The sequence below is a fragment of the Streptomyces sp. NPDC006207 genome (genome assembly GCF_040613835.1).
GTDB lineage: Bacteria > Actinomycetota > Actinomycetes > Streptomycetales > Streptomycetaceae > Actinacidiphila.
In genome coordinates this window covers 159261-181929 of sequence record NZ_JBEXSX010000010.1, presented here as the reverse complement: position 1 = coordinate 181929, position 22669 = coordinate 159261, and the positions used below count along the sequence as shown (strand labels likewise).

The 22669-nt window shown below is 70.5% G+C and carries 15 protein-coding genes and 1 pseudogene; 9 read left to right on the top strand and 7 right to left on the bottom strand.

Features of this window, described 5'->3' with window-relative positions; all coding sequences use genetic code 11:
* Both ABZ312_RS11060 and ABZ312_RS11055 read right to left on the bottom strand, forming a co-directional pair.
* Positions 1-167 (bottom strand): annotated as a pseudogene (locus ABZ312_RS11060) (serine/threonine protein kinase); the annotation flags it as partial.
* Between the two features lie 102 nt (positions 168-269).
* The gene (locus ABZ312_RS11055) at positions 270-1976 is read right to left on the bottom strand and encodes a glycerol-3-phosphate dehydrogenase/oxidase (protein ID WP_500328077.1); all 1707 of its coding nucleotides are present in this window, start codon (positions 1974-1976) and stop codon (positions 270-272) included.
* Positions 1977-2389: 413 nt separating this feature from the next.
* Here ABZ312_RS11055 and ABZ312_RS11050 point away from each other — a divergent pair, with 413 nt between their 5' ends.
* Complete coding sequence (locus ABZ312_RS11050; protein WP_500437249.1) at positions 2390-3625, top strand: nucleotide sugar dehydrogenase; 1236 nt, start codon at positions 2390-2392, stop codon at positions 3623-3625.
* Positions 3626-3655: 30 nt separating this feature from the next.
* On the opposite strand, the gene ABZ312_RS11045 is transcribed toward ABZ312_RS11050, so the two are convergent.
* The 5 genes from ABZ312_RS11045 to ABZ312_RS11025 form a co-directional block, all read right to left on the bottom strand.
* Positions 3656-5731, bottom strand: coding sequence for an acyltransferase family protein (locus ABZ312_RS11045; protein ID WP_500437247.1), 2076 nt, complete (start codon positions 5729-5731; stop codon positions 3656-3658).
* A gap of 49 nt (positions 5732-5780) precedes the next feature.
* Complete coding sequence (gene manB / locus ABZ312_RS11040) at positions 5781-6881, bottom strand: mannose-1-phosphate guanylyltransferase (protein ID WP_500357455.1); 1101 nt, start codon at positions 6879-6881, stop codon at positions 5781-5783.
* Between the two features lie 16 nt (positions 6882-6897).
* Positions 6898-8136 (bottom strand): glycoside hydrolase family 113, encoded by a 1239-nt coding sequence (locus tag ABZ312_RS11035; protein WP_500328084.1) that lies wholly within the window; start codon positions 8134-8136, stop codon positions 6898-6900.
* 20 nt (positions 8137-8156) lie between these two features.
* Complete coding sequence (locus ABZ312_RS11030) at positions 8157-9668, bottom strand: glycosyltransferase family 2 protein (protein WP_500437245.1); 1512 nt, start codon at positions 9666-9668, stop codon at positions 8157-8159.
* Positions 9669-10018: 350 nt separating this feature from the next.
* Positions 10019-11359: a glycoside hydrolase family 26 protein gene (locus tag ABZ312_RS11025; protein WP_500437243.1), complete on the bottom strand. Its 1341-nt coding sequence runs from the start codon at positions 11357-11359 to the stop codon at positions 10019-10021.
* A 702-nt stretch (positions 11360-12061) separates the two neighbouring features.
* On the opposite strand from ABZ312_RS11025, the gene ABZ312_RS11020 reads away from it, so the two are divergent.
* The 8 genes from ABZ312_RS11020 (at position 12062) to ABZ312_RS10985 (ending at position 22660) form a co-directional block, all read left to right on the top strand.
* A complete protein-coding gene (locus ABZ312_RS11020) occupies positions 12062-13159 on the top strand; it encodes a LamG domain-containing protein (RefSeq protein ID WP_500437241.1) in 1098 nt (365 codons plus the stop codon).
* A 351-nt stretch (positions 13160-13510) separates the two neighbouring features.
* Entirely contained in the window at positions 13511-14098 is a 588-nt protein-coding gene (locus ABZ312_RS11015) for a hypothetical protein (protein ID WP_500437239.1), read from the top strand.
* 6 nt (positions 14099-14104) lie between these two features.
* On the top strand, positions 14105-15214 hold the full coding sequence (locus ABZ312_RS11010; protein ID WP_500328091.1) for a glycosyltransferase family 4 protein: 1110 nt from the start codon (positions 14105-14107) through the stop codon (positions 15212-15214).
* The gene (locus ABZ312_RS11005) at positions 15211-17754 is read left to right on the top strand and encodes a DUF2206 domain-containing protein (RefSeq protein ID WP_500437237.1); all 2544 of its coding nucleotides are present in this window, start codon (positions 15211-15213) and stop codon (positions 17752-17754) included. Before ABZ312_RS11010 ends, ABZ312_RS11005 begins: the two co-directional genes overlap by 4 nt.
* On the top strand, positions 17751-18890 hold the full coding sequence (locus ABZ312_RS11000) for a glycosyltransferase family 4 protein (RefSeq protein WP_500357463.1): 1140 nt from the start codon (positions 17751-17753) through the stop codon (positions 18888-18890). The genes ABZ312_RS11005 and ABZ312_RS11000 overlap by 4 nt, the downstream gene beginning before the upstream one ends.
* Positions 18883-20208, top strand: coding sequence for a lipopolysaccharide biosynthesis protein (locus tag ABZ312_RS10995; RefSeq protein ID WP_500328095.1), 1326 nt, complete (start codon positions 18883-18885; stop codon positions 20206-20208). The genes ABZ312_RS11000 and ABZ312_RS10995 overlap by 8 nt, the downstream gene beginning before the upstream one ends.
* Positions 20205-21494, top strand: a complete 1290-nt coding sequence (locus tag ABZ312_RS10990; protein WP_500357467.1) for a polysaccharide pyruvyl transferase family protein — start codon at positions 20205-20207, stop codon at positions 21492-21494. Before ABZ312_RS10995 ends, ABZ312_RS10990 begins: the two co-directional genes overlap by 4 nt.
* The gene (locus ABZ312_RS10985) at positions 21491-22660 is read left to right on the top strand and encodes a glycosyltransferase family 4 protein (RefSeq protein WP_500328098.1); all 1170 of its coding nucleotides are present in this window, start codon (positions 21491-21493) and stop codon (positions 22658-22660) included. The genes ABZ312_RS10990 and ABZ312_RS10985 overlap by 4 nt, the downstream gene beginning before the upstream one ends.
* The last annotated feature ends 9 nt before the right edge of the window (positions 22661-22669 follow it).

The following is a 22669-nucleotide window of genomic DNA, read 5'->3' as shown; positions in this document are numbered from 1 at the left end:
TCCAGCTCGTCGTCCTGCAGGTGCGGCTGGGGCTGGTGGAGGCGCTTGACCGCCACCGCACGGCCCAGCAGCTCGTCCTCGGCCCGCCAGACCGTGCCCATGCCGCCACGGCCTATCCGCTCGACCAGCCGGTATCTCCCGGCCACCAGGCGTCCGAGCTCGGACATCGCGCGCCCCTTCCTGCAACCTACGAGAAGGAACGATATCCGGCCGGGCCACGGGAACCGCCAAAGCCGTGGCCCACGCCTCGCGCGGCGTACCGGCGGCGGCTACAGCGGGACGATGTCCGGGGCGCCCAGCCGGGCGGCGTCCGCGGTCTGGTCGTCGGGCTGGCGCTGGGACTCCCGCTCGGCCTCGACCCGCTTCTCGTAGTGCTCGACCTCCTTCTCCACCTGCTCCTTGTCCCAGCCCAGGACGGGGGCCATCAGCTCGGCGGCCTCACGGGCGCTGAGCGTGCCGCGGTCGAAGGTCTCGATGGAGATGCGGGTGCGCCGGGTGAGCACGTCGTCCAGGTGCCGCGCCCCCTCGTGCGAGGCGGCGTAGACGACCTCGGCACGCAGGTAGTCGTCGGCCGCGCCGAGCGGGCGGCCCAGCGACGGGTCGTCCTCGATCAGCTGCAGCAGTTCCTCGCAGAGCGAGCCGTAGCGGTTGAGCAGGTGCTCGATCCGCGCCACGTGGAGGCCGGTGCGCGCCGCGATCCGGGCCCGCGCGTTCCACAGGGCGTGGTAGCCCTCCGCGCCGGCCAGCGGGACCTCCTCGGTGACGCACTCGGCGACCCGGTGCGCCAGACCGTGCACGGCCGCGTCCACCGCGTCCTTGGCCATCACCCGGTACGTCGTGTACTTGCCGCCCGCGACCACCACCAGGCCCGGCACCGGGTGCGCCACGGTGTGCTCGCGCGACAGCTGGCTGGTGGCCTCCGACTCCCCGGCCAGCAGCGGCCGCAGGCCCGCGTACACGCCCTCCACGTCGTCCCGCGTCAGCGGCACGGCGAGCACGGAGTTGACGTGTTCCAGCAGGTAGTCGATGTCCGCGCTGGACGCGGCCGGGTGCGACTTGTCCAGGCTCCAGTCGGTGTCCGTGGTCCCGACGATCCAGTGCCGGCCCCACGGGATCACGAAGAGCACGCTCTTCTCGGTCCGCAGGATCAGCCCCGTCGAGGAGTGGATCCGGTCCTTCGGCACGACCAGGTGTATCCCCTTGGACGCCCGCACGTGGAACTGGCCGCGCTCCCCGATCAGCGCCTGCGTGTCGTCCGTCCACACCCCGGTGGCGTTCACGATCTGCCGGGCGCGCACCTCGTAGACGCCCCCGGCCTCCACGTCCTCGACCCGGGCGCCCACCACGCGCTCGCCCTCGCGCAGGAAGCCGATCACGCGGGCCCGGTTCGCGGCCAGCGCGCCGTACGCGGAGGCCGTCCTGACCAGCGTCATCGTGTACCGGGCGTCGTCCATCTGCGCGTCGTAGTACTGCAGCGCCCCGACCAGGGCCTCCTTCCGCAGGCACGGCGCCACCCGCAGCGCGTTCTTCCGGCTCAGGTGGCGGTGGTGCGGCAGACCGCGGCCGTGCCCGGAGGAAAACGCCATCGTGTCGTACAGCGTCACACCGGCGCCCGCGTAGAAGCGCTCCCACACCCGGTGCTGCAGCGGGTACAGGAACGGCACCGGCTTCACCAGGTGCGGCGCCAGGCGCTGGAGCAGCAGACCGCGCTCCTTGAGGGCCTCCCGGACGAGGGCGAAGTCCAGCATCTCCAGGTAGCGCAGCCCGCCGTGGATCAGCTTGCTCGACCGGCTCGACGTCCCGGACGCCCAGTCGCGGGCCTCCACGATGCCGGTCGCCAGCCCGCGCGTCGCGGCGTCCAGCGCCGTCCCGGCGCCCACGACGCCCGCGCCCACCACGAGTACGTCGAGTTCCTGCTCCGCCATCCGGGCGAGCGCGGAGGAACGCTCCGCCGGTCCCAGTGTCGCCGTCAGCATCCTGGCCTCCCGTCGTGACGCGGGGTCGCGCCTCAGCGCATTCCCCGTCCCCACGATCGTTACCCGTGTCGTGGCCCCCGGCTACTTCGGGCTCCGCCGGTCCCCGGTTCGTCCGTGCGGGTTGTTTGCGCCTGCGGCGGGCATCCCCCACCCGCCCGCCCTCCCCCAGCCTTCGGCCGGGGGGAGGGCGGGCGGCGGGAAACCCCCCAACAGCAACCACAAGGGCGCCGCACACAACAACCGGGCAGCCCGGCGCAGGCGCAACGCACTCGCGCACGAGGGGCGGGCTCCACAGGAGGGGGCCGGACCGCGTGGCGTGCAGTCATATCAGCTACCTGTCTGGTTAGCCTGATTTCGCGCCATTTGGGTACCAGGACGTACCAGGACGCACCCCGCCGCCGGAGAGGACCCCCATGCCCGCAGACCTCGCAGTCATCGGACTCGGCCACGCCGGGCTGCCCCTCGCGCAGGCGGCCAGCGCCGCCGGGCTGGGGGTGATCGGGTACGACCCGGACGAGCACGTCGTGGAGGCGATCAACGCAGGCAACCGGGTGCCCTGCGGGGCGCTGGCCGCCGCCGACGTGCGGCGGATGCTCGCCGGCGGCTTCCGCGCGACCGCGGACACGGCCGCCCTGGGCCGGGTGCGGGCGGCCGTGCTGTGCGCGCCGACCCCGCTCGGGGAAGGCGGGGAGCCGGACCTGACGGCGCTGGCGGAGGCCGCCCGCGCGCTGGCCGGACAGCTGCGGCCGCACAGCACCGTCGTCCTGGAGTCGCCGGTGTACCCGGGGACGACGGAGGACTTCCTGCGTCCGCTGCTGGAGGATGGTTCCGGCCTGCGGGCCGGCCACGGCTTCCACCTGGCGTACGCCCCCGCGCGGCACCCCGGCACACCGAAGGTGATCGGCGGGCTCACCCCCGCCTGCACGGAGGCCGCGGCCGTCTTCTACGGCCGGTTCACCGAGCGGATCGTCCGGGCCCGGGGGGTGCGCGAGGCGGAGACCGTGCAGCTGCTGGAGACCAACCACCGGCACGTCAACATCGCCCTGGCGAACGAGATGGCCGTGTTCTGCCACGACATCGGCGTGGACGTCTGGGACGTCATCCGCTGCGCCGAGACCCGCCCCCACGGCTTCCAGGCCTTCCGCCCCGGCCCCGGGGTCGGCGGCCACACCATGCCGCTGGACCCCGGTCACCGGCCGTACCAGGGCCGGGTGGGCGGCCATCCGCTGCGCCTGGTCGAGTACGCGCAGGAGGTCAACGCCCGCATGCCGCGCTACGTGGTGCAGCGCGCCGCCGCCCTGCTGAACGAGCACGGCAAGTCGCTGCGCGGGGCGCGCGTGCTGCTGCTGGGCGTGACGTACAAGCCGGACCTGCCGGACCAGGAGCGCTCGCCGGCCGGCGAGATCGGCGCCCGGCTCGTCGAGCTGGGGGCGCAGCTGAGCTACCACGACCCGTACGCCCCGCAGTGGCGGGTGCTGGACCGCCCGGTCCCCCGCGCCGACTCCCTGTGGGAGGCCGCGGCGCACGCCGACCTGACGGTCCTGCTCCAGCACCACCGCACCTACGACATGCAGGGCCTGGCGGTGAAGGCCCAGCTGATGCTGGACACCCGCGGGGCCACCCCGGTAGGGGCGGCCGCGCGGCTGTGAGCCGCCCGGGGTGGGATCGGGCCGACGCGATCAGCTCGCCAGGACCTTCTTGAAGGTCGGCTCCAGATAGGGGGCCAGGGAGCGGGCGTAGCTGCCCGTCATGTGGCTGTAGTCGAAGTAGACGACCCTTCCGCCGATCACGGCGGGACAGTATCCGTCCGCACAGAGGGCGGGTGTGGAGTCGATGACCTCGGCTCCGTGTTCCTCGGCCACTTCGCGTTCCATGGCACGGATCTCCGGGTGGTCGAGGATCTTCTCGGCCTTCGGGCTGCAGGACGAGATCTTGCCCGAGCTTCCTGCCAGACAGTCAGGGACGCTGAAGCCCGGATACGGGGTGTCCGTCAGGAAGATGAGGTGCGCACCCGTGGCCTTGAGCGCGTCGAACGTCTCCTCGGCGCCGTCGCGTGTGGCGGTCGGCTGGGCGCGGTCCGTGACGACGATGACGTCCGGCTTGATCTTGGCGATGTAGTCCATGGCGGACTTCCGCCAGCTGGTGCATTCGCTGTAGTCGCGCCCGAGATCCTCGCGGGTGATCTTGTAGGCCTCCGGGCTGCAGCCGCCCTTCGCGATGGTCACCATCTTCGCGTGGAGGTTCTTTCCGACCTCCTCGAAGGCGTTGCCCCATTGCCAGGAGTGGGAGTCTCCGAAGACGACGACCGTGGCCTTCCCGTCCGGGTCGCCGATGACGCAGTCGTCACGCATGACGAACGTCGCGACGTCGATGTTGTCGATGCACCCGTGCCCGGTCTGATCCTTCGGTGACTTCAGCAGGTACTCCTCGCTGAGCTCGGGCCTGGCACGCTCGGCCACCGCAGCCTTCACCGAGTCGGTGCCGCTGAAGCCCACGGCCGCCGCGCTGTTCCCGGACAGGGTGATGGACAGATTGAGCGGCACCACACGCACGGCGAGAGTCATGACGACGGCGGCGGCGGCGGTCAGGGACACCCCCATGAGGATGCCGCGCCACGGTATCTGGACCATCCGGACGTTCGCCTTGAAGGGCCGTTCGACGAGGTAGTGCATGCAGACGGCGAGGAGGAAGGAGAGCACCGCCACCCGCCAGCGGTCGGAATAGCCGAACTCCCGGTTGATGATCTCCGGGAACAGGATGAGCAGCGGCCAGTGCAGCAGGTACCAGCTGTAGCTGGCATTGCCGATGAAGTCGAAGACCGGGTTGTCGAGGAGCTTTTCGGCACCGAGGCGGGGCGCGGCGCAACCGCCGGCGATCACCAGTGCGGCGCCCACCACCGGCCCGGCCACCGCGTAGCCGGGCAGCGGGGTGTGCTCGTTGATGAGCAGCGCGGTGCCCACCGCGCCGAGGATGCCGACCCAGGTGAGGAAGCCCGCGAACCACAGGTTCATACGGGAGAGGAGCCTGGCGTTGAGAGCGACGAAGACGCCGAGGGCCAGCTCCCAGACCCGGGTCTGGGTGCCGAAGTAGGCGAGCGGCTGGTCCGACTTGGTCTGGGTGACCGACAGGTAGAGCGAGCCGGCGATGGCCGCGGCGAGGAAGAGTCCTATCAGAAAGCGGCTGCGGGTGAGCACCCGGCTGAGCCACGCGACGATGACGAGCGCGATCGGCGCGACGACGTAGAACTGCTCCTCGATGCCGAGCGACCAGAAGTGCTGGTAGGGGGACTGGCTTCCGTCGTTGGCGAAGTAGTCGGTGCCGTTCTCGGCGAGCCGCCAGTTGATGAAGCTCAGGGAGGCCGCGAAGCCGTCCTTCATGTAGTCGCGGAAGGAGAACGGACCGGCGAAGAACCAGGCGAAGACCGCGGTGACCACGATGGTGAGCGAGGCGCCGGGCGCGAGCCGGCGGAAGCGCCGGGCCCAGAACTTGCCCAGCGAGACCTTGCCGGTCCGGCTGATCTCACCGAGGAGCTGACTGCCGATGAGGAAGCCGCTCAGCACGAAGCTGATGTCGACGCCGCCGTGGATGTCGACGATGCCGCAGTGCATCGCGACCACCATCATGATGGCGACGGCACGCAGACCCTGGAGGTCCGGGCGGTACTTGCGCAGGCGGTCCGTCTTCTCCGGCTGGGGCTCCGGCCGGTGCCGGTGCGAAGGCTGCGGACTGACGGCCGTTGAGGCGTGGGTGGTCACGATTCTCCAGAAAATGCCCGGTTGGGCCCGCGGGGGCCGACCGGCTGCTTCAGTGGACCGTCGGGCAGGCGACAGCCGTTCCGCTGACGCGCACCCCTTGGGCGGGAATGCGGATGCCGCACGACAGCCGCAGCTGGGCGGGCAGCTCGTTCTGCGCGCCGATGTGGGCGTGGCAGCCCACGACGACCTCGTGAAGGAACGATTCGCTGCCGATCGAGGAGTCGTGGTCGACCACGGACTCGCGGATGCGGGCGCCTTCGGCCACGGTGACGTTCGCACCGAGGATGGAGCGATCGACGACCACGTGCGGACCGATCAAGGCATGCGGGCCGATCGTCGAGCCGCCCGTGACGAGGGCGGTCGGGTCGACGGAGGCCGTGGGATGGATCAGGTTGTCGGCGGGCGTCTCCACGAGGGGGGAGGTCGCCTTGCCGGTGACCAGGTCGGCCGAGCCGTGGACGAAGGCCAGCGGCGTACCGAGGTCGCGCCAGTAGTCATCCGTGGTGTGGCCGAACACGCGCCGTCCCTGCGCGACGAGCTGCGGGAAGGTCTCCTGCTCGACCGAGACCTCGCGGCCGGCGGGGATGGTGTCCAGCACGGACCGGCCGAAGACATAGCAGCCGGCGTTGATCTGGTCGGTGACGCACTCCTCGGCCGTCTTGGGCTTCTCGAGGAAGGACAGCACCCGGCCGTCCTCGTCGGTGGGGACGAGGCCGAAGGCGCGCGGGTCGGCGACCCGGGTGAGGTACAGGGTGACGTCCGCGTCCTTTTCCTCGTGCCGCGCCAGGATGGCGCGCAGGTCCACGCCGGACAGGATGTCGCCGTTGAGGATGAGGACCGGTGCGTCGGCGGGGCCGCCGCGCAGCAGGCGCGCGGCGTTGCGGATGGCCCCGCCGGTGCCGAGCGGGACGTCCTCGACGGCGTAGGAGATCCGCAGATCCCGGGAGAAGTCCTTGAACTCCTCCTCGAAGAGGCTGGCGAGGTACGAGGTGGCGAACACCACGTGCTCGACCCCCGCGTCCATCAGCTTGGCGATCTGGTGCCGGATGAAGGACGAGCCCGCCACATTGAGCAGCGGCTTCGGGGTGTGGTTCGTCAGCGGGCGCAGGCGGGTTCCCTTGCCGCCCACCAGGATGATGGCTTCTTGCATGATTGCCTCCGCTCGGTCAGCTGGTGGGGGTGGTACCGGGTCCCGCGTAGTCAGAGGTGAAGCAGGACTTGATGGCCTTCTCCGAGAGGGGGCGCCCGGCGAAGTCGAGCCGGGAGGCGACCTTGTCGTCGGGCTTGGTGTTCGGGTCGTCGTCGAACCAGAGCGACCACCAGTAGATGCCTTGCATCTTGCGCTCCTGCACCACCTGGCAGACGGCGTCGTACCAATGCGCCTGCACCTGCGGGTTGACGGCCCGCTTGACGTAGAAGTCACCGGGGGCGTGGTAGGCGCCGTCCATGGCGCCGATGCCGGTCTCGGAGACGAGGATGTTCGGCAGCGGACCGGTGGCCTTCTTGTCCAGCCAGTCGTTCCAGCCCTCGACCAGGTCCTGGACCGGAGCGGTGTCCGGCACCTTGATGGGGAAGTAGGCGTCGACGCCGAGGTGGTTGACCGGCATGTTGATCCGGCCGGAGACGTAGTTGTCCCAGTTGGCGTCGTAGGCGACCTCCCCGGAGAAGTCCTTCTCGGCGTAGGTGACCAGGCTGTCCCAGCCGGTGTCGCCTTCGAGGGAGTTCAGCTCGGTACCGATCACGAAGGTGTCCGCCTTCGTGTCGTCGGCGACCTTGAGGTACGGGGTGAGGAACTGCTTGTACGAGGCGAACCAGGCGGACCGCGAGTCGGGCTCGATGTTTCCGCGCCAGCCGTTCGACTGCTCCAGGGTGCCTTCGTCCAGGATCGGGCGGATCGTGGTGCGGAACCCGGCGTCCTTGAAGACCTTCAGCACGCGCTCGAGACGTTCCGGGGACGGGGTCTTGGCACCGGCCGAGAGCTTGTTGGACGTGGAGTTCTCGATGAAGAACGGGAACGAGACCGACACCGAGTTCGCGCCCAGGCCGATGAGGTACTTCGCCTGCTTGCCGGCCTGCGCCTCGATGAACGTGTCGGATCGTTTCCGCTTCTCCTCCTCCCAGTAGAGCTGTACGCCCCACTGGGCCATGCCCTTCTTCCAGGGCTTGGCGACCTGGAGGGCCTCGGCGGGGGAAGACGGGGAATCGGACGGCGAGGACGCCGACGGTGTGTCGGTGACGTCGCCCTTCGGAGTGGCGGAGTCCCCGGCGTCGCCAACGACGATCTTGGGTATCGCCGAGCCCGACACCCAGCGGACCGGGTGGTCGCCGAGGACGAAGGGGGTGCCCAGCACGATGCTGAGGACGCTCACCGGAAAGACGGCGAGCAGGGGAAGGCGCGAGCGCATGTCAGTTGTCTTCCGGGCGGTCAGGCGGGCTTGGCGATGACGACGAACTTGTTCTCTTCGCGCCGGACGAACCTCAGGAAGCCCTTGAAGCCGCCGAGTCCCTCCATCACGGAGAAGACGGGGATGAGAGCGACCACGACGATCGGCTCCCACCACTTGCGCCGGCCGCTGGCCGACGCGACCGCGTTCAGCCGCAGACCCTCCCAGTAGGTCCAGATGACGTAGGCGAAGTTGAGGGCCCACAGGATGACCACGGACTGGGTCACGGGCGAGGTGTTCATGTCGTTGATGAGCCAGCCGAACAGCAGCACGGCGCCGATGTGCTGGAGCGGACCGAGGATCCAGGTCGCCACACAGATGGCGAGAAACCACCGGTAGCGGAGCGGGATCGTCCGGTTGAAGCACAGGGCGACCAGACCCCAGGCCCACCGGTCGCGCTGCTTCACGAAATCCTTGGCGGTGGCGGGAGAAGCGCCGTAGCAACGGCCGTTGAACCAGTCGCTGCGTCCCGGATAACGACGGCAGAACGAGAGGGCGAGTTGTGCGTCCTCGACAATTGCCTTCGGCCCGAAGTCCCAGCCGATCGTCGCCTCGATCGAAGCCCGGAGAACGAGGAGTTCGCCGTGCACGCCGGCCACCGGGGTTCCCATTCCGGTGAGCGCCCGGAATCGCGCGATGTCGTCCGCGGGGCGCACGGCGTCGGCGAGCCAGGTGAACATGTTGACCGCGCTTTCGCGCGGGTAGGTGAGAATCCCCTGGGCCATGTGCTTGGCCTCTTCGGGCGAAGCGCGCCGCTGGCGGTTGATGAACTGCGCGAGCGCCGCCGCGGTGTCGGGGCCGACCCCGGTGTCATCGTCCATGTGCAGCACCCACACGTCGTCGAGCGCCTCGCCCTCGGCGATGCGCAGCTCGTGCGCGTAGTGGTTGGCGCGTGCCTTGAAGCGGGTGCCGTTGGCCGTGGCGTACGCCTTGGGCACCGTGACGACACGGATCAGCGGGTGGACGGTGGCCAGCCGGTCGATGTCCGCCGCGGCCTCGCAGCCTTCCTCGGTGAGGACGTCCACGCGCATGTACGGGAACCATTCCGGCAGGTGCTCGACATACGAGAGCACGGAGCGCTCGAGCGCCGGATAGGTGTCGTGGCGTCCGATGGTCGGCACCAGCACGATGAGGAAGTCCTGCTCGACAGGGGCCGGCGGCACCATGTTGACGCTGCGCTTGATCCTGCGGCGGATCAGCCACGCGCCCTGGATACCCACCAGCACACCCACGACGGGCAGCGACCAGACGATGCTCAGCGCCCAGCTGAGCGGGGTCCGGCTGGGCGAGTACGACCACAGACCGAAAGCCAGCAGCAGCGTGAAGGGAAGCAGGAACGGCAGCATCCCCGGCTTCCAAGCGGCGGTGCGTTGTGCCAACTTGGCGTTGTGCCGCGAGTGCGGCACAACCCCATCGACCTGTGTGACGGCCATGGCGACTGTTGAACTCCCCTGCAGATGACAATGCGTTGAGCCAGCGAGAATCCCGGTCATGGCACGGCTGGGCCTACCACGACAACGTCCTGTCCCGGGCCCCTACCCCTCAACGACTTTCGGACGTTTTGGCCAGTGGCGCTCAGATGCCCCCCAGGCGCCTAAACCACTGACCGAACAGGAGCACGATCCTCGCACGCTTGCGCCATACAAGGGAATCCCATGGAGAACTTGTGTTCAAAAGTTAACCGTACGGTACACGTGTTACTCCAGAGGCCAGGCGCTGACCTGGACTTTTAGATCTCCGGTGATCAACTTCGCCGGGCCGTGAGAACCTTCACACCGCGTCCGTACAACCCTTTTACGGTTGCGGCTGCGCGGCTCGTCGCGCAGGAGCGCGAGTGCGTCGATCAGCGATCAGGCGGCTTGTGCAGTGATCCCCAGTCGAAACGTCCGCCTTGTGTCGAAGTGCCGCCGGTAAGGACGGCTGGCGCATAGTAGGTCCGCCGCACATCCGATGGCGAGTTGTGGTCCGTCAGTCCGCTTCCCCATACGTTCCAGATCACCCATGGCGCCGCCGTGAGCGTGGCGGGCTGCGCGGCGGAGAGCGGGACGTGGAAGGACTCCGCCATCATGCGCGGCTTGTCGTAGTGCGCCAACCCCCGGTACCAGATCTGAGTCCACGGCTCCCCCCGGAACGGCCGCTCCGGCGTGTCGCTGTAGTCGTCGACTCCCACCACGTCGACGTATTCACCGCCCGGGTAGTACGCCCAGGGATCGGTGCCGTGCTTCCCCTCCCACGGACTGGGCGACCAGACGAAGATCAGGTTGTGCAGGCGTCTGGTGCCGACGAGGTAGTCGTACATCGTCTGCCACAGTTTCCGGTACAACTCGGGGCGCTGGCCGGCCCACCAGAACCCGCCGGAGCAGCCGCTCGCGTTCATCTCGTGGTACGGCCGCAGCAGCACCGGTACATCACGAGCGGCGAGGTAGGCCAGGTGGTCGGCGAGGAAGGACAGGTCGACCAGCAGATCGTGCTGCTCGGCCGTGCCGGGCGTCACCACCCGGGCGAACCACTTCGGGTCGTGGGCCGCGGGTGAGTTACGGCACAGCGTGTCGGCATAGCCCTTCACCGGGCTGCCCGGATAGGGCTCGTGGAAGGACATGCCGACGATGCCGGCCGGGCGACCGCCGTTGCCCGGCAGCGTCACCGTGCGGCCGCCGGAGCAGTCCCAGTGGGAACCGGCGTCCATCCCCTCCCACACGCCGACGGCCAAGTCCGTGGCGTCGTTGGTGTAGCCCCAGTACGGGCGGCAACTCGGCCACGCGGCGGAGTAGGGGCGCGGCTCACCGACACCCCAGGACGACTGTCCGTATCCGGGACCCAGGTCCACCTCCAGGAAACCCGGGAGGCGCCCGGTGATGTCGGCGGGCTTGCGGTAGTAGTAGCCGGGCTGCTTGCGCCCCGGGTAGTCGCCGTAGGTGCCGTTGTAGCGTTCGTTCTGCAGCTCGTCGTGCTGGCCGATGACGGTGCGGGTGGGCCGGCCGGCGCGGGCGTCGTTCTCCAGCCCGGCGAGCATCGCGTACACCGCACGAGCCGACGAAGACGCCTCGGGGTCCCGGGTTCGCACATCCGTCCCGATGCGCTGCGCGGCGACTGTGCCCATCTGCGCCGAGTCCGGCACGATCAGCGGCAGCAATACCCCCAGTACCGCGCCGAACAGGGCATATCGGATCCACCCTTTACGCATCAGGAGAAGTCCCCCAGGCAGTGCGAGGCCGGCACCGAGGCGCCGGCCCGCTCGTTTTCCGGCCCGCCCGCGCCACTGTTCACGCTGCGGGCAGGTGCCGCGCCGTCAGCGGTGGCGCGTCGGCGACACCGCCACTTCGACGCGCTGGAACTTCTTGAGCTCGGAGCACCCGGTCGAGTCGAACACGCAGCCGAGCATCGGAAGCATATATGAGACTCCCGGCGACGCCAGATGCCCGAGGGGCACCGACTGTCCGTTATCTGCATCTTGCCTATCAGTAGAAAGAGAAACCTTTGGTTACGGAACGATTGCCTCCGGGGATGGCTCGAACTGATCGGCCCAGGCTGCACGTTCCCGGCGAGGGCGGCCGGACCGGAGAACGGCGTGACGTGTCCGACGTCACGTGAGCCGGTCCGCGGCGTCCGCGCATGACGAAGGGCCCGGACCACCAACGGCCGGCGTCGCCGTGTCCCTGGCCGACCGGACGAAGTACGCCTCGCGGCTGTGGGCCCCCGTCGTGATCGGCATCGTGGTGTTCGCCGGGCAGGGAGGTTCCCCCTGGGCGTGCACAAGGTCATCAAGAGCACCCGGACCGGAGACGGTGCTCCTCCGGCGGCTCGCCGTTCCGGGTGAGGAACCGGACCAGGAACGCTCGCGAAGTAGCTTTACGGGACACCACGGTGCTGCTCTAGCATCCGTGATGTGACTGACCCCGTGGAAAACCCGGAAGACGCGGCTGCCGCTCCTGGGCGGAGCCCCTGGAACACCCCGTCCGCTCCCGAGCCGTCCGCTCCCGAGCCGTCCGCGGCACCGGGCGGTTACGGGTACCCGCAGCACCACATACCCGAGCAGCAGCCCGGGTACCGGCAACCCGGCTTCGGGCCGGCCACCGGCTACCAGCAGCCCTCCTACTCGCCCCAGCCCGACTGGCAGGCCCTGGCCGACGCCAACGAGACCAGGCAGCGTCGCCGCCACAGACTCAGGACGGGTCTGATCGTCCTGGTGGCGTGCGTGCTCGGGGTGGGAGCGGGCGTCGTCGCACTCCACTACACGAAGGACACGGACGACGCGGCCGCCCCGTCGCCCTCCCCCAGCGCGTCGGTCTCCTCCACCGCCACGGCCGATTCGCCGACGGTCCCCGGGGAGGACAACGCCCTCGCGGACAAGTCCGGGCAGAACAACCTCATCCTCGGGCCGGACGCCGGGGTGAGCAAGGTGACCAACGGCTTCGTGGTCAGGCTCAGGAGCAACGGCAATTCCTACGCCCAGTCAGCTTCGCAACTGATCGACGTCACCAAGAGCTTCAGCATCTCGGCATGGGTCTACAACGAGGCCCCGGGCGGTTCCCGCTCCGCGATCAGCCAGGGTGACGGGGTCTCGCCCTCGTTCAGCCTGGGCCGGGAGGCCTCGGGCGCCGACCGCACGTGGGTCTTCAAGGTGCAGACCGCCGACGGCGGGGCGGACAGCACGATCCTGCAGGCCGAGGCGGCCGCGAACATCAACACGGTCGGCCAGTGGGCTCTGCTCACCGGCACGTACGACGCCGGGAAGAAGACGATCGCGCTCTACGTGGACGGGAATCCGGCCGATTCCACGAAGGTCCCCGGGATCTGGGCCGGAAAGGGTCCGCTGCAACTCGGCCGCGTCCGTACGCACGGGGTGTGGGGAGGTTACTGGGCCGGCGTCCTCGGTCACGTCATGGTCTGGGACAAGGCACTGACACCGGACCAGGTGGCGGGCCTCAAGAAGGGTGGGGCGGGCGGGGACGCCAAGCCCATCGCCTCCTGGCTTGTCGGCTGACGAGCGCTTTTGCCCGTTCGCCATCACGAGTTGGTCACACCATCGACAGTGGTTCGCGGTATTCGACTAGAGTCGCATCCGTTCCGCACTTCATTGACTGCCGGGTGAGCGGCGAGCTTCGTTGGCTGGAGTTCCCCGTCATCGCCACCAAGCGTCGGCGATCCTTCCCATGCACCGAGATGCCTTGCGGAGAAACTCATACGGGCTTGCCGCCCCGACGAGCGCCCGGGGGGGATGACACATGAGAAGCCTGTCCGGAATCATCCCTGCGTACGGTGAGGTGTCCCCCCTGCCCGGTGGCACGGCCCCGGCGGCCGAGGGCCGGGAGACCGCAGAGCGGTGCGGAACGCCATGACCGAGCCGACCGACGAGCCCGACGACCACGCTCCGGAACCGGACCCCGAAGCGGATCAGCCGTCACCCCGCCCGGCACCTGTGGACCAGCAGGACCCTGAGACACACCGTCCCCCGGCCTCGCCGCGACGCAGGATCGCCGGTGCGGCGGTGGCCGTGGTGGTCGCCGTCGCTCTGGGAGCCGGGCTCTGGTCGGTGCCGTCGGTGCACACGGTGCTGCTGGAGTCCTTCACCCGGCAGCCGGCCCCGTTCACCGAGATCTACTTCACGGCTGCGCCCCGCTTCGACGGCAGCACGCTGATCGTCCCCGTCGCCGTGAACGCCCACGGCACGGGCCCGGCACCGCTGCGGCTGAAGCTGACGCTGGAATCGGCCAAGGGCAAGGTCGTGGCCACCAGGACGGTCGGGCTGAAACCCAAGGACGGCAAAGCCGTGCCCGTCGTCACGCGCTTCACCAAGACCACGGGCACGACGCTCGTACGGGTGGCCCTCGTCGGCCACGAGCAGACATTGCACTACAACTTCGTGACGCCGAAGGCCGTGACCGGGCCGCTCGGTACGCCGCCCCCTGACGTACGAGACTGAAGCCTGATGCGACGCACCATTCTGCAGATCACCCCGTACTACCCGCCCCATCTGGGCGGGCTCGAACGCGTGGTGGAGCACCTCGCCATCCAGCTCGGGCAGCGCCACGACGTGCGGGTCGTCACCACCGCCCTCGGTGCCGACGGCGGACCGCGCCGCTACGGCGCCGGCCGGGTCACCATACGGCGGCACCGCGCGGTCGAGGTCGCGCACACCGCGGTCGCACCGGGCCTGCCCGTCTCGCTGGCGGTGCGCGCGCCGCGCGACGCCGTGCTGCACGTGCACTGTGCGCACGCGTTGATGCCCGAGCTCGTCGCCGTCATCGCCCGCGTGCGCGGACAGCGCTTCATCCTCCACTTCCACCTCGACGTCGAAGCCTCCGGGCGCTTGGGCGGGCTGCTGCCCGCCTACAAGAAGCACGTCTTCGGACGGTCGATGCGTGCCGCCGCCGGGGTGATCGTGCTGACCGAGGAGCAGGGCGCCTTCGTCCGCGAGACGTACGGCGTCCGGGCGGACAGGGTGTTCGTCGTCCCCAACGGCGTGGGGGCCGGCTACTTCATGCCGGTGCGGGAGACGGCGCAACGTCCCCTGCGGTTGCTGTTCGTCGGCCGACTGAGCTCGCAGAAGAACGTGGCGCGGCTGCTGGAGGCGACGGCCCTGCTGCGGGAGCCGGTGCAGCTGCGGATCGTCGGCGACGGCGAGCTGCGGGAGAAGCTGGAGGCGCACGCGGCCGAACTGGGGCTGCGGAACGTCGAGTTCTCGGGCGGGCTCCTCGGCGAGCACCTGGTGCGGGCGTACGCGGACGCCGACGTCTTCGTGCTGCCCTCGGACCGGGAGGGCATGCCGCTGGTCGCGCTGGAGGCGATGGCCGCCGCCCTGCCGGTCGTCGCGACCGACGTCCCCGGCACCGCCGAACTGCTCAAGGGCGTCGGGCTGCTGGCCGCTCCCGAACCGGCGGCGCTCGCCGCCGCCATCGACTCGGTGGCCGCCGACCCCGGTCTGCGCCTGCGGCTCGCCCGCAGGAGTGCCGCGACGGCCCCCGACTACTCCTGGGAGGCCGTGGCAGCCCGGGTCGAGCAGGTCTACGCCCACGTCTACCCAGAGGCCGGCGTATGACGGCCCGTGGCACGGGAAGCAGCGGTCGGCGCACGGCCTCCCGCCCGTCGTGGGCCGTCGAGGCGGACGACGCGGATCTGGAACCGGAGCCGGAGCGGGAGCGGGAGCCGGAGCCGGCCGAGAGCGACGTCTCGTCGGCCGGGTCCGGGCACGAACGGAAGCGGCAGGGCCGGGGCCCGCGCCGTGACGCGGCGTCGGCGGGCGATGCCCAGGCCGCCGGCCTGCGGCTCGCGGACCTCGTACGGGGGCGCCTCGGGGTGCTGCTCGCCATCGCGGTGGCCTGTGTCGTGGAGATGCTGCCCGGCGTACCCGGGGTGCTGCTGACGGTGGCCGGCCTGTGGCTGCTGTTCGGGGCGCCCGTCGCGGTGTGGCGCGGCGTCGCCTCCCGGGTGGTGTCCACCAGGGACGGCAGCTTCCTGCTCGCCGTCGGCATGGCGGTCGTCACGGATCTCGTGATCGCCCTCGCCGTGAACACGGTGCTGCCACTGGCCGGGGTGGAACGCCCGCTGACCAGGGTGTCCCTGGCCGGGGCCACGGCGCTCACGCTCATCGTGATCGGCGCGTTCGTGCCGGAGGAGGAACGGGCCGACAAGAGCAGGTCCTGGCTCCGCGACGGACTGCCCCCGGGCGCGATCCCCGTGGGTGCGTTCGCCGGCGTCGCCCTGGTGCTGTCGGTCGCAGGGCCCATCAGGCTGAACAACGGCTACGGCGGGGCGGTCAGCACGGCTGCGATGCCGGCCGTCATCGCGCTGCTGGTCCTGCTGATGGTCCGCCGCCGGCGCTACCCGGTCACCGTCCTCGAGACCGGCCTGTTCCTCGGCGCGACCGCGCTGCTCATGCTGAACTCGTTGCGCGGCTGGTCCATCACCGGACACGACATCCAGCGCGAGTACGAGTACTACCGGCTGACGCTCGGCGGATCGCTCTGGGACGTCTCCAAGTACCCCGACGCCTACAACGCCTGCCTGAGCATCACGCTGCTGCCCGTGAGCGTGTTCCGGCTCACCGCGATCCCCGACGTCTACATCTTCAAGATCGTGCTGCCGCTGCTGTTCGCGCTCACTCCGGTGCTCGTCCACCGCTCGGTCCGCAACGTCGCACCGCATCTGGTGTCGCTGTTGTCGGCCGTCTTCTTCATGCTCTTCCCCACCTTCCTGTCCGACATGACCTTCCTGGGCCGCCAGGAGGTCGCGTTCGTCCTGCTCGGTTGCGGCATGGTCGTGCTCACCGACTCCGGGCGGCCCCTGCGCGTGCGGCAGATCGCCTTCGTGGTGCTGTTGGTCGGCATCACGCTCTCGCACTACTCGACGATCTACGTCGTGATCGTCGTCCTCGGGGTCGCCCTCGTCGCCGACGTGATCTGGCGCACGGTGGACCGCTACAGGTCCAGGCGCGCGCGCCAGCGCAAATACCGCCCTACCGAGGCCGCGCCCTTCCTGACCTGGTGGATCGTGGCGGGGGCAGCGGTCATGGCACTGGCCTGGGCGGGCCCGGTCACGCACACGAGCGGGCAGCTGCGGAGCACGCTGAGCGCGGTCGTGCAGGAGATCAAGAACCCGGGGCACGCGCGCGTCGGTTCGTCCGACACCTCGTACAGCCTCTTCGGCGGCGGGCCCTCGCTGACGGCCGAGCAGCGGCTGGGCGACTACCGCGAGGAGACCGTGCGGGAGACGACCGCCGACCGGGCGAAGGGGACGTACCTGCCCCTCGAGACGGTGGACGCCTACGCGACCCCTGTCGTGCCCAAGCAGAACATGGCCCCCACCGCCGCGGGGCGGGTGCTGGAAGGCATCGGCCTGAAGGCGACCACGGTCAACTCCCTGCTGCGCCAGTTCACCGCCGGCATGATGCAGCTCCTGCTGATCATCGGCCTCATCGTCATCGACGTCGGGCGACGCGGGGCCTTCCGCCCACGGCGCGAGCAGACCACGCTGGCCATCGGCGCCATCGCCCTCCTCGGGGTCCTCACGGTCGTGCCCCAGCTCTCCGTCGACTACGGCGTGCTCCGCGCCTTCCAGCAGGGCTTGTTCTTCTTCGCGCCCTTCATCGCGGCGGGCATGCTCTCCGCCCTGCGCTGGACCGGGCGCCGTCGGACCGTGACGGTGTACGCGCTGGTGGTGGCCCTCTTCCTGGACCTCACCGGCGTGGTGCCCAAGCTGCTGGGCGGCTATCCGCCGCAGTTGCAGCTCAGCAACGCCGGCCAGTACTACGACGTGTACTACCCGAGCGCCGAGGAGCGCATGGCCGCCTACTGGCTGTCGCAGCGCTTCGCGGCCGAGGGCAAACCGTCCCTGGTGCAGACGGACCGCTTCACCTTCAACCGGCAGCAGACCATCCTGACCGGACCCGTCGTGGGCGACGTCTTCCCGACCAAGCTGCGCACCGACTCCTACGTCCTGCTGGGCACTTCGACCGTGCGCACCGGACGCATGACGTTCTCCTACCGGGGCGACCTGGTCACCTTCCGCTACCCCACGGGCCTCCTCGACACGACCAAGAACGAGATCTACAGCAGCGAGGGAGCGAGGATCTACCGATGAGGGTCCTCCTGGTCAGCCACTACTACCCGCCGCACGTCGGCGGCATCGAGAACGTCGTCCGGATGGAGGCCGTGCACCTCGCCGCGCGCGGTGCCGACGTCACGGTGCTCACCAGCGGCACGCGCAGCGCGATCAGCCAGGAGGACGGCGTACGCGTCGTCCGTGTCGCGGCGTGGAACGGTGCGGAGCGGGCCGGCGTGCCCTTCCCCGTCCTGTCGCCCAGGCTGCTGACGGCCGCACTCCGCTGGGCCCGCCGGGCCGATGTGGTCCATGTGCACGACTGCCTGTACCTGACCTCGTGGACGGCCGGACTCGCCTCCGTGCTCACCCGCACCCCGCACCTGGTCACCCAGCACGTCGCCCTGGTCGAACACCCGTCCGCGTTGGTGCGCGGGGTGCAGCGGGCCGTGTACGCCGTCGCCGGACGCGGCCTGCTGCGGCGGGCCCGTACGGTGATCACCCTCAACGCCTCGGTCGCGGACTTCGTACTCCGCCACGGCGCCCGTCCCGCCCGGGCCCGCCACCTCGCGAACGGCGTGGACACCGCCCTCTTCCGGCCGGCCGCCTCGGTCGAGGAGCGGGCGCTGGCCCGCAAGCGCTTCGGGCTGCCCGAAGACCGGCCGCTGGTGCTCTTCGTGGGGCGCCTGGTGCCGAAGAAGGGCTACGACCTGCTGCTGTCCGGCCACGACCCCTCCGCCGGCTACGACCTGGTGTTCGCCGGGGACGGCGACTCCGCCGCCCTGGCGGGCCGGCCGGGCGTGCACCACCTGGGCGGGCTGCCCCCGCAGGAACTGGCCGAGGCGTACCGGGCCTGCGACGTCTTCGCGCTGCCGTCGACCGCGGAGGGCTTCCCCCTCACCGTCCAGGAGGCCATGGCCTCCGGCCTGCCCGTCGTCACCACCGACGACCCCGGCTACGCGCCCTACGGTCTGGACCGGTCGCGCGTCACACTGCTGGACCGGGACGCCGAGGAGATCCGTTCCGCGTTGTCCGCGCTCGCCGGGGACGAGCGGCGGCGCGAGCGCATGGGCCGGTACTCGCGCGAGCTCGCGACGACGGCCTTCGCCTGGGAGGAGCACGTGAGCGCGCTGTCCGAGTGCTACCGCGAGGCGGCGGGAGCGACCACCCATGGCTAGGAACGGCAAGCGCGCCCTGTCGCAGGACCAGGTGTACCGCAACTCCTTCTTCCTGATGGCGTCCACGGTGACCACGGCCGGACTGGGCTTCGTCTTCTGGGTCGTGGTGGCCCGCTTCTACACCCCCGAACAGGTCGGACTCGCCACATCGCTCATATCGGCGACCTCTCTGATCTCCTATCTGAGCCTGTTCGGACTGAACAGCACGCTGATCCGCTTCCCGGCGCCGGCCGCCTCCCGCAACGGACAGCTCACCCAGTCCCTCGTGCTGGTCGGCGCGGTCTCGTCCGTGATCGCCGCCGTCTACCTGCTCGGCCTGCCGGTCTACGCGCAGAAGCTGGTCTTCGTCCGCGACCACGCGTCGGCGGCCGCCGCGTTCGTGATCTTCTGCATCTGCGCGGCGGTCAGCCAGCTGACCTTCTCGGTCTTCGTCAGCGCCCGCATGGCCCATCAGAACGCGCTGGTCTACGGCCTGCTCCAGGGGCTGGTCAAGCTGGCCCTGCCGGTCGCCTTCGCCGCCTACGGCTCGGTCGGCATCCTCGGTGCCAACGGCGGCGGCTACGTGGCGACGGCGCTGGTCTCGCTGATCCTGATGCGCCGCCGGCTCGGCTTCCGGTTCCACCTGCGCGCCCGCGGCACCCGGATGCTGGAGCAGTTCCGCTTCTCCCTCGCGAGCTACGTCTCCAGCCTGCTCAACCTCGCGCCGCTGCTGGTCCTCCCGTTGATCGTCCTGGGGCAGTTGGGCGCGGCGGCGGCGGGCTACTACTTCATCGCCTTCCAGATCGCCAACCTGCTCAACTCCGTGTCGTTCTCCGTCGGTGAGGCGGTGTTCGCCGAGGTCTCGTACGATCCCTCGCGCTTCTCCGTACTGCTCCGCCGGTCCGCCGGCATCATCGCCGCGGTGCAGGTGCCCTCGGTCCTCGTCGTCGCCTTGGGCAGCGGACTCCTCCTGCGGATGTTCGGAGGTCCCTACGCGGACCGCGCGCAGACGCTGCTCACCGTGCTGGCCTGCGGAGCCCTCGCCGTCGCACTGAACACGTGGGCCAGCTTCGCCCTCAAGCTCGCCCGGAAGATGACGCAACTGGTCCTCAGCAACGTCGTCTACGCCGTGGTCACCATCGGTCTGGCCGCGCTGTGGGCGCCTCGCGGACTGGTGTGGCTCGGCTGGGCCTGGGGCGTGGGCAACCTCGCCAGCGGTCTCTACGCCGCCGTCGCCCTGTTCGGCAAGCGCGCGGCCGTGCCGCAGCTGCGGGCTTCGGAACCGGGCATCCCCATGGAAGAACCCGACATGAGCCCAGTCGAGGGGTACCACCGGTGAGAATCGTCGTCATCAACGCGTACGTGCGGGAGAACGCGGGGGACGCCGCCCTGCTGTCGGTCTGCCTCCGCCATGTCAAGGAGGCATTCCCGGGCGCCACGCTCGCCATCGCGGGCATGGAGGACGCCGCTGCCCACCCCTCGTTCGAGGGGGTGGACAACCTCGGCTCGATCCGTCGCCACGTCGCCGACGGCGGGGTGTCCCGGTCCCGGCGCCTGCTGCGCAAGCTGCTGGTGGCTCTTGTGGGCACGGCGGCCCTGCTGCTGCCACGGGCCGTCGCCAATGTGCTGCTGAGGCTGCTCCCCGTGGAAGCGCGCCGGGAAGCCGACGCCGTGTCCGAGGCGGACATGGTGGTGTCCATGGGCGGCGGGTACCTCCTCGCACGGCCCGGGCTGGACGGATACCAGAACGTGTTCTTCGTCCTGCTGCCCGCGCTGCTGGCGCAGAAGGCGGGGGTGCCCGTGGTCTTCGCGCCCCAGTCCTTCGGCCCGTTCCCCGGCAAGCCGCAGCGCCTGCTGGTCGGCCGCGTACTGCGCCGCGCGGCGCTGGTGCTCGCTCGCGAGGACGTGAGCGTCGGTCTGCTCGAGGAGTGCGGCGTGTCCGCGCGGCAGGTGCAGCGTGCCATCGACTCCGGCTTCGCCTTCGCGCCCGAGGTCACCTCCAACTGGCGCGGCAGGCTCCAGGTCGGGGCCCAGGAGCCGCTGGTGGGTCTCACCGCGCGTCGTTGGCTCGCTCCGGCCGCCCAGGAGCTCTACGAGCGGGCGCTCGCCCGGACGATCGACGCGCTCCAGTCGGACGGGGCCCGCGTGGTGCTCATCCCCCAGGTGACCACGGACTACCTCGGCGACGACGACCGCATCGTCGAACGTCGTATAGCGGACTACTGCGCGACCGCGCCGCTGCGGATCGAGGAGCGCGTCGACTACCGCGACCTCAAGGGTCTGTACGGCGAGTGCTCCCTGCTCATCGGGACCCGCTTCCACTCGGTGATCTTCTCGCTCACCAGTGGTGTCCCGTGCGTCGCGATCGAGTACGAGCACAAGACACGGGGCATCATGGCCGACCTCGGCCTCGGTGAGTGGGTCGTGCCGATCGCCGAGGTCACCTACCCGGCCCTGTGGGCCCTGGTGGACAAGCTCCGCGCGAACCCCGAGGCGTACCGTGCGGTGCTCCAGCAGCGGCTGCCCGCGTACATCGCCCGGGCGGAGGAGTTCCCCGCCCTGCTCCGCGCCGCCGCGGACACGGGCACCCGTCAGGGAACCGAGCGGGCGGCGAAGGTCGCGTGACGGTACGCACGGACCGGCTCGGGGAGCACGGTCGCCGGACCCGCACGGTGGCGGTGGTCGCACCGTATTACCCGCCCAAGGTCGGCGGCGTGGAGAACTACGCGGCCCGGATCGCCCGCGCGGTCGCCGAGGCCCCCGGGCTGCGTCCGGTCGTCATCACGACACGGCTCTCCGGACTCCGCACCACCGTCGACGTCGAGGAGGGCGTGCAGGTCATCCGGCTCGGCGCCTGGCTGAAGCTGTCCAACACCCCGCTCAGCCCCCTGTGGCCGCTGCAACTACGCCGCTGGCTGCGCCGGACCGGGGCCGAGGTGGTGAACGCCCACGCCCCGGTCCCCGGATTGGCCGACCTGGCGGTGGCGGTCTCCGGGAAGCGGCCGGCCGTCCTCACCTACCACGCGGGCTCGATGCACAAGGGCGAGCCCGGCAGTGGTGCGGCGGACCGGCTCATCGGCCTGTACGAACGCCGCGTGCTGCCGCGGGTGTTCCGGCGGGCGCGGACGCTGGTGGCGGTGTCGCCGGTCTCGCTGGCCGCCGGGCACCCGCACGCGGTCGAGATCACCCCCGGCGTCGACGTCGAGCGGTTCACCCCCGGGCGGCCCGCCGCGGAACGTCCCCGCACGGTCGTATACGTCGGCCGCATGGACCGCTCGTCGGCCTGGAAGGGCGTCGACGTCCTGGTGAGGGCGTTCGCCGGGCTGGCGGCAGAGGTGCCCGATGCGCGGCTGCGCCTGGTCGGCGGCGGCGACGCGGTGCCGGACCATCTGCGGCTCGCGGCGGAACTCGGCATCGCGGAACGGGTGGAGGCGGCCGGCGAACTGACCGGGGACGCCCTGGTCGACGCGGTGCGGACGGCCGCCCTCGCGGTACTGCCGTCGCGCACCGAGGCGGAGTCCTTCGGCATGGTGCTGGTCGAGGCGATGGCCTGTGGCACCCCGGTGGTGGGCGCCGCCGTGGGGGGCATCCCGCACGTCGTGACGGACGGCGAGACCGGGCTCCTGGTCCCGCCCGGCGATCCCGGCGCGCTGGCCGCCGCGTGCCGCAGGGTGCTGACCGACGCCGCGCTCGCCGACCGGCTGGGCGCGCGGGGCCGGCAGGAGGCGGAACGACGTTTCGCCTGGGACGGCCTGATGGAGCGCTACATCAGGCTGTTCCTGGCGCTGTAGCGACGGCCG